The sequence below is a fragment of the Rhodococcus sp. 06-156-4 genome, assembly GCF_002259345.1.
GTDB classification, from domain to species: Bacteria; Actinomycetota; Actinomycetes; order Mycobacteriales; family Mycobacteriaceae; genus Rhodococcoides; species Rhodococcoides fascians_E.
On record NZ_NPGB01000029.1, the window covers coordinates 1 to 14,355 of the forward strand.

The 14,355-nt window shown below is 61.4% G+C and carries 12 protein-coding genes; 7 read left to right on the forward strand and 5 right to left on the reverse strand.

The features are described from left to right. Positions 1-114 precede the first annotated feature (114 nt). From CH290_RS21495 to CH290_RS21510, 4 genes are all read left to right on the forward strand, one after another. A complete protein-coding gene (locus CH290_RS21495; protein ID WP_052061987.1) occupies positions 115-1,686 on the forward strand; it encodes a hypothetical protein in 1,572 nt (523 codons plus the stop codon). Between the two features lie 550 nt (positions 1,687-2,236). Next, the gene (locus tag CH290_RS21500; protein ID WP_094620585.1) at positions 2,237-2,821 is read left to right on the forward strand and encodes a hypothetical protein; all 585 of its coding nucleotides are present in this window, start codon (positions 2,237-2,239) and stop codon (positions 2,819-2,821) included. A 181-nt stretch (positions 2,822-3,002) separates the two neighbouring features. Next, a complete protein-coding gene (locus tag CH290_RS21505) occupies positions 3,003-5,306 on the forward strand; it encodes an LGFP repeat-containing protein (RefSeq protein ID WP_052061988.1) in 2,304 nt (767 codons plus the stop codon). A 91-nt stretch (positions 5,307-5,397) separates the two neighbouring features. Then, a complete protein-coding gene (locus CH290_RS21510; RefSeq protein WP_037162024.1) occupies positions 5,398-5,895 on the forward strand; it encodes a hypothetical protein in 498 nt (165 codons plus the stop codon). Positions 5,896-6,117: 222 nt separating this feature from the next. On the opposite strand, the gene CH290_RS21515 is transcribed toward CH290_RS21510, so the two are convergent. From CH290_RS21515 to CH290_RS21540, 5 genes are all read right to left on the reverse strand, one after another. Further along, positions 6,118-7,236, reverse strand: a complete 1,119-nt coding sequence (locus CH290_RS21515; RefSeq protein WP_052061989.1) for a TIR domain-containing protein — start codon at positions 7,234-7,236, stop codon at positions 6,118-6,120. 704 nt (positions 7,237-7,940) lie between these two features. Next, positions 7,941-8,156, reverse strand: a complete 216-nt coding sequence (locus CH290_RS21525) for a hypothetical protein (RefSeq protein WP_037162026.1) — start codon at positions 8,154-8,156, stop codon at positions 7,941-7,943. An 11-nt stretch (positions 8,157-8,167) separates the two neighbouring features. After that, a complete protein-coding gene (locus CH290_RS21530) occupies positions 8,168-9,619 on the reverse strand; it encodes a DUF8370 family protein (protein WP_037162028.1) in 1,452 nt (483 codons plus the stop codon). Between the two features lie 145 nt (positions 9,620-9,764). After that, positions 9,765-11,522: a relaxase/mobilization nuclease domain-containing protein gene (locus CH290_RS21535; RefSeq protein ID WP_037162031.1), complete on the reverse strand. Its 1,758-nt coding sequence runs from the start codon at positions 11,520-11,522 to the stop codon at positions 9,765-9,767. Next, complete coding sequence (locus CH290_RS21540; RefSeq protein WP_037162035.1) at positions 11,519-11,899, reverse strand: plasmid mobilization protein; 381 nt, start codon at positions 11,897-11,899, stop codon at positions 11,519-11,521. Before CH290_RS21540 ends, CH290_RS21535 begins: the two co-directional genes overlap by 4 nt. 410 nt (positions 11,900-12,309) lie before the next feature. Here CH290_RS21540 and CH290_RS21545 point away from each other — a divergent pair, with 410 nt between their 5' ends. The 3 genes from CH290_RS21545 (at position 12,310) to CH290_RS21555 (ending at position 14,292) form a co-directional block, all read left to right on the forward strand. After that, entirely contained in the window at positions 12,310-13,530 is a 1,221-nt protein-coding gene (locus CH290_RS21545; protein ID WP_037162038.1) for a hypothetical protein, read from the forward strand. Between the two features lie 154 nt (positions 13,531-13,684). Continuing rightward, positions 13,685-14,104: a hypothetical protein gene (locus CH290_RS21550; protein ID WP_037162041.1), complete on the forward strand. Its 420-nt coding sequence runs from the start codon at positions 13,685-13,687 to the stop codon at positions 14,102-14,104. Between the two features lie 2 nt (positions 14,105-14,106). Beyond that, a complete protein-coding gene (locus CH290_RS21555; protein WP_037162044.1) occupies positions 14,107-14,292 on the forward strand; it encodes a hypothetical protein in 186 nt (61 codons plus the stop codon). The last annotated feature ends 63 nt before the right edge of the window (positions 14,293-14,355 follow it).

A 14,355-nucleotide genomic window follows, 5' to 3' on the forward strand; every position in this document is an offset into this window, starting at 1 on the left:
ACCCGACCCCGCCCTGTTCGCGATCCCGGCCGACCCCGACACCGCAGCCGTCGGCGACGTCCCACCGCCCGCTGACGCCCGCTCGACCACCACCGCCATTGAAGGAGCACAACGATGACGCAAGCACCCGACACCCTCACCGACGACCTCGGCCGTTCCCTGCGCACCAGCCTGCAAGTCGCCCTCCTCGCCGGCGAAGCGATCGCCCGCCGCCGCGAGAACCGCCTCCGGGAGGCCCGCCAGCGCAGCGAAGAACACGCCCGCGCATTCCAGACCCGCCTCCGCGCCGAGCGAGGATCTGCCGAAGCGCAACTGCGCCCGGTGCACTCGTCTCGGTGGTGGGACGCCGCCACACCCGAGATCCTCGCCAACACCTACCGCACCGCCCACGCATGGAAAGACCAGTCCCCTGTCGCTGCGGACGCGCTGGCACGCCTGGACGACCAACTCGCCGCCCGGCACAAAATCGACACAACTGCCCTCGGAGTCGAACAAACCGGTGTAGCGGATCGACTGGCCGCGGTGATGAACGACCGCACCGCACGGGAAGCAGCATCGAACTCTTTCGTCGAGCGCGGCTTCACCGTCGTCGACGATCGCCCCGCCGGCCGCGGCTTCATCCCGACCTGGGACCTGCGTCAGGCCAACGGTGAGAACATCGACCGCGGCGCCATCGACAGTGCGCCGCAGCATTGGGCGGTGTTCCTCACACGCGACGACAAGAACGAATGGGCCCCGGAGTTCTTCTGCACCGACGTCGCCGCCGCCGGCCTCGACCGGCCCGTCCCGCCGCTCTACCTCGCCTACGAGGACTGGTGGTGGGAGATGGCCGCCGAGCATCAGATCGCCGAAATCTACGAGCAGTTCATCCACACAGGCGCCGCCTACGGCGTAGCCCACATGGAAGATCAGATCTCGCGTCACTACGGCATCGACGCCAAAACCTTCCGGGGCCTGCCCGACGAACTCGCCGGCCGCCTCGCCGCGGTGACCGCCGAGCGTGCCGCCACAGCCAGCGCCGAGAAGTCGACACGAGAACGCTCGGACACCGTCGCCGCGATCGCCCACGCAGACCGCGTCGACGCCGCACGCGAAACACAAGCCACCCCCGCGCCCGGGACACAGCTCGACACCCGAGCCGCGGAGTTCGACGCCGCGTTGGAATGGGCGAAAGCTACCGTCCCGCGCGACGCCGAACGCTACGTCTACGCCTCCGGGGAACGCAAAGACGCAGCGCGCGAAACCATCACCATCGGATGGGAAGTAGTCCAGTCCAAAGCCTGGGCCACCGAGAACGCACCGGCCCTGGCAGCTCAGTTCGCGCAGACCGAAATCTCGGCGAACCGTCAGGACTATCTGACGGCGAGAACCGAGCTGATCCAAGAATGGTCCACAGCGGGACGCCCACGCGTCGACGCCGCACTGGGGGCACAGCCTGCCGCCGCATCAGCGAGCTCGGCCTCCCCTCATCGGTACGACTCGAAGGAACGACGCGACGCCCTGGCTGCGGAACTGACTGCGGCCGGCGTCGCCCCTGACGCTGTCGCAGCCAGGATCGCCGCCGACCGAGACAACGCACACCCCATCGGCACACCACCCGCTGTTTCTACATCGACCTCACCCAAAGCAAGCAAAGGCGACCGCAGCAAGACCCGCTCGGTGAGCACCGAACGCGGAGACCGCTAGCGGCGTCTTTTACCGAGGATCCCCGTGTTCCGGGCGCGGGGGCTTCTGATTTCGAGTCCGGACCACATGCGCTCCGGCTTTGGTGCAGCGGGGGTCACGAAGCCTCGCCGACAGCCAGAAGGTCAAAGGTGAAGTGGCCCCAGCTGGAAGTCGAGCCTCGAACAACGCCTTCTCCCGAGATATCGGGCACCGCAGCGGTAGGCCCGCTGCCCGCTCGGCAACGTCACCCATCCGGCCTTGTCCGTGATCTGGATCCGGATCGAAACTGCAGTCACTGCTCATAGGAGCAGTATCTCGCCCCGCCCTGCCGCGCCCGCACGGTCGGGCGATCAGGTTTCACGAGATGACCGTGGCTCGCTGGAATGTCACGCCCAGAGGCGCTCCGATGTCGCGGACGGGCCACCTAGGCGGCGGCGACTTTCTTCGAGCCCAAGACGAGGAACCCAGAGTGCGTTCAGTAGCGTCATCGGCTGAGGTCGACTCCTAACTCAGATCACTCGGGGCTGAAGCACCACGAACAGAGAAGGCGGCAGCGCCATAAGGTTGGACCATGAGGATGCCTGTGGGTGTAGTGCTGACACTGTTCACGCTCGTAGCGGGAGTGGCGTCCTTGTTTCTCTGGCACTTTGGGGTGCCTACTCGAGATAGAGAATTCGGTGCGTTGGTGCACGACGGTTCGGTCGGAACGCATGTCAGCGTCGAAGTTGGCAGACTACTGACCTTGGTCGATAGCGGTCCCGCGTGGTTTCCAGCGAGTCTGTTCATCCCGATCGGTTCGTGCGCGCTTGTCTGCGGATTTGTTCTCGTACTGCACTCAATGGGCTGGAGGTTTCGCCAAGCGGACAGCCCGTTCGAAGGCTTCGTGCGTTCGCTCTCAATCTTTGCCGGGTTCGGCGCACTGGCGGGTCTGTCGTTGGGAGCGGTTGGCGTTGCCGTCCGCCCGGAGAGTCGCGGCTTGGTCCTGACATCAGAAGGCAGTGCGCTGGCCCAATTTTCAGACTTAGGGTTACTCAACCAATCATCTTTGTTGTTTCTTGTTTCGAGCACCGCAGTTTGGGTCTTTTGCAGCTTTCTGGCTACTTTCGTCATATCTTCACTGGGTTTCAGGGTCGGTAAAAATTATTTGACAAGGTAAATAAATGGCTTAGGCAATCTGTTACCAAATAGAGTTCAAATTCCATTGCCCATAGCATTCATTCGAGCAACGATCGCTCCACGGAGCACCCGGCATCTGCTGGGTGCCATACAGTGCAGGAGTTCGAGTGCGTCGAAGATTCAAAATAGGTGGCCTGCTCTCGTCTCTTACGATAGTTACCTTGGTAGCAAGCGGAACCCCTGCTCTCGCGCAGCCCGGCCCACCAGTCGTTGGATCGATCAGAGCGGAATACGACAGTGCCGGTGGCTACGCTGCGTTCGGAAACGCACTCGCTGGTGAGCGAGACGACAGGCAGGGCGGGAAATTTCAGGACTTTCAGTTCAACAACCACATCTACTGGAACCAGAGAGTAGATCCCAATCGCGGACGCCAGATCGGTGGCGCGATCTTCGACAAATGGGCAACGACAGACTGGGAGAACGGCTACCTGGGCTATCCCGTTTCTCGCGAATTCCAGGCAAATCGAGGCGCCAGAGGAAACCACTTCGAAAACGGAGGGGAGATCTACTGGACGGAAACGTTCGGCGCCCGCATCGTCGTCGGTGAGATCGGTGAGACCTGGAAAGCGAGCGGATACGAGAACGGCCCCTACGGAGTGCCGACTAGCGACGAATACGACTTCGACGGTGGCAAACGGCAAGACTTCGAGTTCGGTAGATACATCACCTGGAAGCCGACCTTCGCCGAGGACGTCGAGAACGAAAATGCGATCCCCGATTCAACATGTGTCGCCGACGCAGCCTGCGGAGACGATGACCGGGCAGCGACGATCGGTCTGTACAACTTCGACACAAACCAGAACGGGCAGCGGCGTGCGGGCCCAGAAAACGTCGACCCAGAGGTCCAACAACTCGAATCTTCGGCACCAACGGAAGCAGCGGAGAAGTTGGAGTCCGAACTCGGCACTGTCGCCGAACAATGTGACCTCGACGCTGTCCCAACTCTCGATGCGGAAGAACCCGGCACCGGAGTGTGCTACGTCTTCGGCGACGAAAACGCCTGGGACATAGAACTCACCCCGCCACCGACCGACACCACAGCGCCGTCAACGGAACCGTCCACAACAACCGAGGCACCACCGTCAACGCCAGCCCCGAGCAATACGACCGGCTCGGAAACGACCAATGAGACCACAGCTCCGACGACGAGCAGCGCACTCCCCACTTCTGCTGCGCCAGCTCCCGGCGAACCGATCGAGCCTGTGCCCGCAACGTGCCTGACACCGACCTCAACAACAACAACGACCACCACTGCAGCCCCCACCACGACACCGCAGCCATCGGGCACACCAGCGTGTCCACCAGACGCTGCGGACCCGGCCGAGGAATCTACCGAGTCCACCACTACCGGTGCGCCGGACGAGCCGTTCGGCTTCGCGCCCCGACCGCTGAGGGCTGCACAGGTTCCGTTCAAGCACACTCAGTGCATCGACGAGGACCCCAACGACGGGATCATCGCATGGCGCGGAGAACGCGACTACGCCTGCCAGGAGCGGCAAGTGACGATGATCCACTACCAGGACACCACCATCAACGGAGTTCCAACACGGATACCGATCGGAACCATCGGCATTCGCGAACGCCAAGATGTGTTCACCTACTACAACTCGAACCAATGGGAACAGCGCTACTCCGTGTACACGGCGGGAGCGACGGGGACAGGCGTAGGGGCGTTCCTCACCGGTTCGGCGTCGTGCATCTCGTTGGTCGTCTGTGCCACTTCCGGCACACGCACTCTGACCTCCCAAAAGGTCGGTGTTCAGCCCGGTAGCGTCGACAAGCTCATCAACTGGACGCAAACTCTCAACTGGCCATCCGGTCAACGCCCAAGCGCCATCGGCGGTTTCACCCTTAGCGCAGCTTTCGCTGACACCACCAAGCCGGGTGGGATTCAGCGGGAAACTGCTCCGCCGATGCAAGCGCCGCGTGTCAGATGCGACAACGATCCCTTCATGCGTGGCCGGGTGGGATGTGCCTTCCCCGCAGCACCTCCGGTCCTGGACTACACCTCCAAGTCCAACGTTGCTAGTTTCACCCGGCATGTCAAACTTGCACAGGAGTCCGGTCTTCCGGGTAAGCCTGGTCAAGTGCTGCTCAACCGCATTTACAACATCAACCGTGCAGTCGACCCGAACGCGATCGACGCGAATCGGCGGGCCAGTTGTGGCGGCATCACAGGGCCCCGCAGCGGTCAGAGCTGCGATGAGTACCCATTCGCATCGTCCAACCAAGGCCCCCGCCCCTCGGGACCGAACACCAGTGGCCCCGCGCGCACCTTCGCTGGATGCGGCGACATCAAGGACGACAAAGCCAAGATAGGTAACACCGGACCCGGCGGGTACAGCGTGTGCCTGATACCCCAAAGTGAGAACAGTCGCGCCGGATCGTTCCTGTCCTGGTTCTATACCAAGAATAGAATTATCGAGGGAGACGGCTTCTACATCGGCGCCGGGGCCGGCTCCTGACAACGTTCGAAACACACGCAGTTCAGCGCTGCTGGCTGGCCACCGTAACCGGCGGCCCGCCAGCAGTTTCTAGTTCGAGAGGAACACATCGATGGACACCGCCACCGTCTCGGTCTCACATCAGCAATACGCCATAGTCTCGGATGGAGTCGTGAGCTTGTACGAAGGCGACGGGACATCGATGACCACCTCGTCTCGGGGCTACCTGACCGTGACCCCAAGCACCGAATACGGGCCGGTCGAAGTGAGCATCGACGTCGTGTTCCGTGAACTCGACAATTATGTGCCCCGCGGATGGACCTTGGAATCCCAAGGCTCATTCGAGGCGATCGCCGAACTGCGGGTAGAAACCACAGATGGTCAAGTCTGGCCACAATTCGCAAGCCTGAAAGACATTCAGTACCCCTCCACCGTTCTATTCAGGGCGTACCGACAGTATTCGCCCGACGAATCCCTAGAGAGACACCGGCTGGAGTTGACTCCACGACTGAACCTACCCATCCGCAAGGTAGACGAGGGAGAACATGCCAACGAGATCGGGGACGATCGGTCGACTGTGATCGGTCTTCACGTCTTCGAGCAGGAATAGCAACGGTCAAAGACATTCATGCGGTGTCGGAACAAGTCACAGTCGGTTGGGCTATTCCGTCAGTCACGCTACAGAGGTGTGGGATGTCGTCACTGTCGCATCCGGTGTCTGGTAGGACTCGCCGAGGTAGACGACCTGACCTGATGTTCGTCTGTACGCTTCCGCGACGATGTCACCTTTGGCCTGTCGAATCCCACCAGATGATTCTAGTGGCGTTCTCCTTCAGATCAGACCTTCGCGTTCCAGGACTTGGCGGAGGTCTTCGTAAATCGCAGAGATCCTGTTGGCTGGGTATCGAAGTTGGCTCAGACCGGTGATGTTGGAGAACTCTTCGCATCCCTCTTCGAGCAACACTATGGCCTTCTCGAATCCCAGACGTCCCTGGAACAGTCCTACTTCGTGAATTACGTTGGCCCGCGCTGCTTTCGACCCGTCGGCTCGTTCGTCTTCGGCGGTCATGATCAGACACGCGAAGGCCGCGCCGTCGAGCATCTGCGACAGTCGAGACGTTGTCGATGTGCCGGCGACCGGTACTCGATTGAACTCGTCTGCTTCCAAGCCGAGCCGGTCCTGCAAGAATTCCTTCAGCTCGCGCCACTGGGGTGACTGGCCATGTCCTATGAAAATGCGAGTACCGGGTTGAGTTGCGACCAGCATCGGTGACGAACTAACGGCGCGTCGACGTAAGTGCGCAGCTGCTGCACTCGCGTTGTCCGACAGCGCGGCGGCACATATGTAGGGCGCCTCTATCGCCTTCATCTCCGCGGACAATTGCTGATGAGGAGCAACAACCAGGCCCTGCTGCATGGCTTTCATGTCCCTGCTCATCTGCTGTCCTCGCGGAAGGTACAGCCGGGCGAAAGTATCAACACTGGGAGCGCTGATGTCCTGGATCGTTTTCGCCAGTTTATCCAAGTACAGATCAGGCCCTACTGCGAGCACGCTGGTCAGGATCGACATCAGCGCTTCCTTCTGGCCGAAGATCGCTTTCCGGGCAGCATCCGACGTGTCGCTGAGAGCAGCGATGTCCACACCACCGCCTCTGGCCAAAATCATGGCGCGGACTTCGCGCTCGGACCAGATTTCCCAGCCGCTGCCCTCACTCAAACCCCACTCTTTGCTGAATATCTCTCCTGGCGGGGGAGCTTGCAGATCGTGATAGTAGACAACGGCGTGATATCCGAGGTTGGACTTCGACCACGCGCCATGCGCCGCGTGCACAGCCTCGTCGAGTCCCTTCAGATCACGTTTGGGCTCGGGCTCCTCGATGTAAGCAGCCCGAGCTGTCAGTTCTTCGGCGATGGACTCCAGCTCGTCGATGTACCCTGCGAACTCCGACACGCATCACGCTCCTGATCTCGAGAACTCGGCTCGTCTCCGTTCGATTGTCTCAAAGCCTTCAGACATATTTCCTGCGTGGCACAACGCACAACACGTCCATGACCTTGCGATCCCCACCGGAACATAGAGTCGAAAAGACGTCATGGAACTCGGAGTGTTCGTGGTGTCTCCACGGTTTTTCCCGTAGCAAGTTGCGCCGTCATGTAGACCCCGGACACCCTTTCGTGCAGCACTTCGCGAGAGCTACGGACTAGGCGCTCGGCGTGTTCGGCTAACAGATACCAGCTGGCGTTGGCGCCGGGCTGCAACGTCAGAGGAAGATCAGGTCCGATCCGTTCTCCAATCGGTACCAATCGCGCAGACCCACCGCGTGGAAGCATCGCGACTGTCTCCACGACAACCGGTGCGCGTCCGCGATTCGTGATCTGAACGCCCACTACAGGTGACCCGGTCACGCCCTGTCGTTGCAAGCTTGTCGTGTCGAATCCTGTGCCGTCTTTCCGCACAGGGCCCACCCAAGCTTGAGCTCCATCTGACAGCCCGTGCATCAGGGAAGCCTTCGGCCTTCCGGCAGAGAGCAACCACTGCGCTATCTGCCACCCCAGGGAAAGCCCGGCCAGTACGAGCGACAGAGCCGAGATGAGCAAGGCCACTGACGATGCGTCCACAGTTAGTCCTCTCTAGCGGTTGCACGCGCACAGCTGCTACGAACTCGGTGGATCGCCTTGGCCGCTGTCGTCTTTTTGTTCGTCGTCGTCCATGCGGCGGATCTGAAGTACGACGTCAACCTTCAGCGAACGAATCACTTCTTTGTCTTTGACGAAGGTGAAGAACTTGGCGTCTACCTTGTACGAATCGGCCTCGATCACCTTGTCGAAGTCTCGTCTGGTGCTGTTGTACAGCACCTCGAATCTGGCCATCTCTAGTCTCCTTACTTGATCTTCGAGGCGGATGGTTTGTTGTCATGGCGGGCGTCTACGAACAGCGGTTTCATCGTGACGCCTTTCTGGTCGCTCAAAGTCCTGCAGGTGTCCTTGACCTTGTCGATGCGAGCTGTTGAGAAATCTTGGTCGGTGAATCCGACACACAGGTAGTAACCGCCGGAAATCTTCTCCGTCTTGAGGTACTGCGGTAGCTGTTTTTCCGCGCCTTGGAAGAACTTTGTGCTTGCGATGAACTTCACTTCGACCAGAGCGCGTTGGGTCCAGCCTGCCGAAAATTTGAAGTCGACCGGTCCTCGGCCCATGTTGGGTTCCTTGCTGATATCGACGTCGGCGGCTTTGCACCGCTGCACCCACATAGCCCCAGCAATTGCTTGGACAATTTTCTCGTCGCGGTGCTTGGTCAGGTCGTCGTTCCACAGGGCCTTCCACAGGTCGGTGTCTTCGACTGCCGTCCTGAACTCATCGGCAAGATCCTCGACCCAGTCCATGAAGTCGGACTGAGACTTCGGCTGCGATACGCTCGAAATCGCCCCCGCTGCGGCCTGGCGACCGGCCTCTGCCCAGCCGACCAACAGTTTGGGATCCTGTTGCACGTCGTACGGCAGAAGTTCTTCGTCTTCGAGGGTTTCCAGGTAGCGCAAAGCAATGTCCGGCCGAGCTCGGGCGACAGCATGACCGCGAGCGGTCTTCGCCTGTTTTGTCAGAGACTCCTCCAGGTCGTAGTTAAGATCATCTCGCAAAACGTCGGCCTCGGTGACCTCGGCCCATCCCCAGAATCCATCAGCTGTCACACGAGGGATGTCCTTCAGGAAACGTTCTGGAACCAGAAGAAGTCCGCCGCTGACGGCGGGGCTCTTCGGTAACGCAAGCCGCCGGTCGTTCCATCGCCCTTTTTTGGTCCAAGAAGCATGCTTGACCATGACGTCAGTCGTCGGAATCGTGTGCCGGGTGACGATCTGACTGGTGTAGTCGATGAACTTGGCTTTGACGATGTTGCAGAACGCATCGCTGATCCGGTCCACGCCCATTCCATCGCAGAACAGAGCGAAGGCCTCGACATAATCGACTGTGTCGATTGCGTGTGAGTTCAGGATGTCGAGAGCTTCGGCCATACGCCGGGCGAAGTCTCTGCCGGTGCCCGATCCTTCTGGGTGCCCCATCGACAGACCGAGCGCGAACTCTTTCGGTTCGGGGAAGCGAAGCATGCGCTCGGCCTTGCGCCATGCTGGCGAGTTCTTGTCTCCGCCGGCTTGCGCGACGTACCCGAGAGCAAGTCCGAAGAAGTCCGTCAACTGATCATGTGTGCCGGACCAATACGGGTCAGCATCGTCGAAGACTAGGAACGGGTCGACATACAGCGGCGTGTCTTCGGTGCACTCAAGATCGAACCAGTCGTCATCGGCGTTGCGAGAGACCGAGAACTCGTCTGAGAAACGCATCACTGCCCCCGGAGCATTCGGAGCTTCGGTCGGCCCGAAGCTAATTCTTTACCGGATCATGAATGAGCCGTCGCTGCCAGCCGCCACGCCGAAGGACAGCAGTGCCAGCGCACCTGCCGTACAAGTTGTCAGACGTATGTCGATGTCAACGCTCTACACCGGGTTCGTTCTGGCGCGTTGATTGTCGATTAGGCGCAGCTTGAGGGGACTGTGATTGACCCATCGTGCGAGACAGGTTAGGACGCCCGACAGTGTCGGCATGACGTGCTTTGAGGACCGCTTTGACCTCATCAGAGATGTCGGTGCGCGCGTCGACTTCCGCGTTGTACGCCTTGCGTTGCTCGCTGGCCGTCAACAGCCGCGTGCGCTCGGCCACCGAAACGGGTGACGTCGCTAGAGCAGCCGCGGACACGGGCTGCAACCGTGCACGCACGGCCGCGAGTTCGGTTCGCGCCAACGTCTCCACTGTCGACGCACGGGCCAGATCTCCTGCGGCCCGGTGTGCGTCCGCGATCGCTTGCACTGTCTTGGTCAACTGATGCAGTAGCAGCATGTATCCCGCGGCCGGATCGGTTGTGCCCACTTGCAATAAGATCAGTGCGGCCCCGCCTGCGGACAGTCTTTTCGGTGGGACCGGTGCACGCTGGTGCGCTGCGATCTGGGCTGAGTCGGCCAACGTTCGGGCGGCGGTCGCCAGCGGTCCCGGTGTCGGTTCCATTCGCGCCGACCATGCCGCGAACACACCCGATGTGCGGCCCGCAGCGCGCGCCCATTGCGCGGTATCGGTGGTCGGTATCGATGCCAGGTAGCTGTTCCACTTGCCGATGTCTGTGGCGGCGCGGGCGATCAGCGTTGGGTCGATCGGCGTGCGTTCGCGTCCGTTGGTGACGGTCACCGCTGTCCCGCGACGGGTTGCCTTCCACTCTGCGGCCGCTGCTGTACGTGCGTCTTCGCTTTGGTCCCATTCGTCCCGCAGCCGCGGCAAGGTGAGGTCCTTCGAGAGCCGTCCGCCGCCGTACCAGACCGGTCGTCCGCCGTTGGCTCGCTCGGCCGGTGTCGGTGCCGTGGCAACGGAGTATCCGACGACCTCGCCGGTGGTTCCTTTCTCGTAGCGCGGTCGAACCAACAGCTTCTGTGCGCGCAGTCGTCGCACGAATTCCGCTTCGGTCTTCGATGCCGTCGCGCACGCCCGGACCGTCCGCTCCATCGCCTCACGCGCGGTCTCCGGCGCATGGGCGCGGCGGGCGCGTGCCGCTTCGGCGGGTTTGATACCGCGGCTTCCGCGTTCGGATTCACGCGAGGACAGGACCACCAACTGGTGGCGGTGTTCGAGGACGTTGCAGGCCTGCTGTGAACGTTTGAAGTCGTTGAAGGTGTTGACCTTCGTACCGTCCTCGCGGACAGCCGATGCAGCGATGTGGATGTGGTCGCCGCCGGCGGTGGTCTTGCCGTGTCGAATGGCAATCCAGCGTGCCGGTGCGCGTGGAGACTCCGGGTCGTCGAACCCCATCTCCTTCATGAAGTCCGACGCGATCGCAGCCCACTTCTCGTCCGAGAGTTCACCCTCGTCCGGGTTCAGTGACAGCGAGCAGTGCCATACGTTCTGATCCGATGTCGCATCGGCCAACGCGACCGACCGGGCTATACCGTCGTCGATTGCAGCGTTCATTTTCCGCTTGCTCGTGACGGTCACCTCGGTACCGAACACCACCCGTGCAGTGTCCAACTCGCGTGCGAGTTCGATCGCTTCGCCATGGGACAACTCCCCCGACTGCGTAGCCAACAACACCGTCTCGTGCCCGGCGACCACATGTGGGTTCTCGTGCTCGTTCGACTTGCCCGGCCCGGCGAGATACACCACGAGTCCGGTCATCTTCGCGCCGCGTGTGATGTTCGGAATCACGTACCGGTCAGCTCTCTCGGCAACGCCCGGAGACGATCGAACACCCGCCGCACTGCGTCCACTGCCGCAGCCGTTTCCGGCGGTACCTCGCCCGTCGCGTTCGCGACTTTCGCGAGCTGGTTCAGGTTACGACCGACCGCAGCGATGAGCTTGGTGACCGCGAACAGTTCCGTCAGATCCTCACGGGACACCGACGCGCGCGGAGCCTTGAGCGCGGAGTCCGCGAGCAGCCGCGCCACCGTCACACCCTGTACCCGCGCAGCCGCTTGCACGGCGAGCTCCTGCTCCTCGGTCAACTTCACGACATGCCGGTACATCCGGCCGCCGACGACGTTCGACTGACGGGTGCGCAGCCACCCTGCCTTGGTCTCGCCCATCACCCGCTCCTCACCGTCCGCACCTCACATTGGCCCAGCGCAGCGACCCCACACCTGGGGACCCACACCAACAGTGTGGCAGGTGCCCGTCGAAATCGCCAGATTTAGGGCACCCAAGTAATAGCTTGCTCCGTCCGGGGCAACAGGGGTGGCACACGGAGCCTGCGGAGTGGGTCACCCCCAAAGACGCCAGGACGAGCGCAGCGCGTTCCGCAACCGCTCGCCACCAGCGCGCAGCCGGCGGTTGTCCCCGGTTGTGGATTTCGGACCCGATTGTGGGTGCCTGAGACCGAGCGGAGCGGCCTGGGACCTCTCGGACATCCACATGAGGACACAGTCCGATCCACAGTTGGGGGCAACGGAACGACCGCGCATTGGTTCGATGTGCCGGGGCTTGAGACCATGGAAAAATGACCGTGCTTACGTCAAAGCTGCTGTCCTTGGAAACGTATCTTCGCGAACGACTTCAAGATGCACGGAACGACGTGGAAAGTTTGGAGGACAAGCAGTTCGACGACGTTGACTCCGTGATCGAGGAGATCGTTGAGCAGTACGGGGTGGAGCGGTTGGTAGTCGACCGAGTTGGAATTAGCCTCATCGCCACTAAGCCGCTGAAGGTAGGGCTGCAAGGCGAGCGTGGAGGCGTTTCTCCGAGTCAGGAGTTGATCGCGACTTTCCGCGTCCCCTACACCGGACCCCGCGACGTGTGGAGCTTGCAGCCGCGAGGCAATTTGATGACAGGCTCGACTGATCCCCTCAGTGCATTCAGGATCGGCGATTCGGAACACCTCGTGTTATCCCTACGTGTGACTGGCCTGCAACAGAACGAGGTGCGGAACGCACGCGAACAGAACCTCGGTTGGCTCGAAACCAAGGTGGGCTGGGCAAACGGCCAGATTGACGAATTCGACGAGCGCTTGCGGTCCTCCGTCCGGGAGTCAGCCGAGCACAGGATGCAGTTGATTGCGCAGGGTCGCGCACTCGAAGAAGCATCTGATGTCCCGCTGTACAAAGCTCCGGCAGAGGAGCAGGTTCCTATCCCTTTAGAACGCAAACGTGTTCGTCTGGATCCGTCGAAAGAACCCACCGCAAACGAACAAGTCATGGCGGAACACATCTACGCCGACGTAGTACAAACCATCGAGCAGATGACACGCGCCATGGAACGCACCCCGACTGCTGGCAAACTCCACGAGGAAGAAATACGTAACCTCATCTTGTTCGTCCTCAACGCCAACTACAGGGGTGCCGCAGCCGGCGAAGTGTTCAACGGAGAGGGAAAGACGGACATTCTCTTGCGATGGAACGACGCCAACGTCTTCATCGGCGAGTGCAAATTTTGGACCGGCCCCGCGGCCTTCAGAGATGCCATCAACCAGTTGCACGGGTATGTGACATGGCGAGATACGAAAGCAGCGCTGATCGTCTTCGTCCGCGGCGGCGATGCAACGCAAATCATGGAGAAGGCCCGAAAAGAACTCCGTAACCATGCAACATTCGACAAAGAACTGCCCGCGTCGAGCGGCACACGGTCCGACTTCGTACTTCGCTCGACCTCCGACGCGGATCGATTGATCTCGGTTGCACTCGTGGGCGTCGTCGTACCGGAGAAATCAGAAACGTCCGGCTAAGAACTGTCGCTCCCCGAGCGTGCATCTTCAGGCCTAATTCGATAGCGTTGTCACTGGATATCGGGCAGCCGTGCGGGCCGCCCGAGACCGCGTCAGAAGCAGCGCCACACATCGACTGTGTGCGCGCTCCACGCCGTCTCCGAAAGGCCCGCACATGTCACTCTCACCGCTCGACCCGTCCACCGTCCGTGCTGCCGCTCAGGCTGCGCTCGATGACCGACTCGGTCTCATCGACACCATCGTCGCCGCCCAGAACGAGCGCACCGTTGCGTCGACCAAGGTCGCCGAAGCCGAAGCCGCCGAGCGTGCAGCCGCGTCGAAGGAACTGGCCGCTATCAAAGCTGCACTCGACGGAGGTTGGTCCTCGACGGAGCTTCGCGCTGCGGGATTGAAGGTGCCACAGTCGATCAACAAGAAGAGCACCAACGCCCAGGGCTCCGCACGAAACAGCGCACGCACTACGCGTCCCCGCCCGCCTGTGACTGCGCAGCAGTCCGAGTCGGGCACCTCAGACGTCGAGCGGCAGCCGGCCCCACAGCGTGAGCCCGGCGACAGCTACGCGAACGCGAGCTGAACGTGCCCATCATCAATGCGTCGACATGGGTGCTGGCGTTCGTCTTTCTCGCCGCGTTCGGAGCCTTCGGTGTGCGTCTCGCGCTGACCCCGACGTGCTCGCACCTGTCGCGGACCGACGTTGTGTTGGGCGCTGTGTGCACGGTCGGTGCACTCGGCTTCTGCGTCACCTACTCGATCGTCGCCTGACGGTCGCGTTCGTTCCTTCCTCCCCGGTTTGCGCTGCCCGCACCGCACGTTTCGGTTCGGTTC

What these genes read in the sequence shown, in the direction of transcription:
- CH290_RS21495 (WP_052061987.1), top strand. Translation starts at nt 115, where the DNA reads ATGACGCAAGCACCCGACACCCTCACCGACGACCTCGGCCGTTCCCTG.
- CH290_RS21500 (WP_094620585.1), top strand. Translation starts at nt 2,237, where the DNA reads ATGAGGATGCCTGTGGGTGTAGTGCTGACACTGTTCACGCTCGTAGCG.
- CH290_RS21510 (WP_037162024.1), top strand. Translation starts at nt 5,398, where the DNA reads ATGGACACCGCCACCGTCTCGGTCTCACATCAGCAATACGCCATAGTC.
- CH290_RS21525 (WP_037162026.1), bottom strand. Translation starts at nt 8,156, where the DNA reads ATGGCCAGATTCGAGGTGCTGTACAACAGCACCAGACGAGACTTCGAC.
- CH290_RS21530 (WP_037162028.1), bottom strand. Translation starts at nt 9,619, where the DNA reads ATGCGTTTCTCAGACGAGTTCTCGGTCTCTCGCAACGCCGATGACGAC.
- CH290_RS21540 (WP_037162035.1), bottom strand. Translation starts at nt 11,899, where the DNA reads ATGGGCGAGACCAAGGCAGGGTGGCTGCGCACCCGTCAGTCGAACGTC.
- CH290_RS21545 (WP_037162038.1), top strand. Translation starts at nt 12,310, where the DNA reads ATGACCGTGCTTACGTCAAAGCTGCTGTCCTTGGAAACGTATCTTCGC.
- CH290_RS21550 (WP_037162041.1), top strand. Translation starts at nt 13,685, where the DNA reads ATGTCACTCTCACCGCTCGACCCGTCCACCGTCCGTGCTGCCGCTCAG.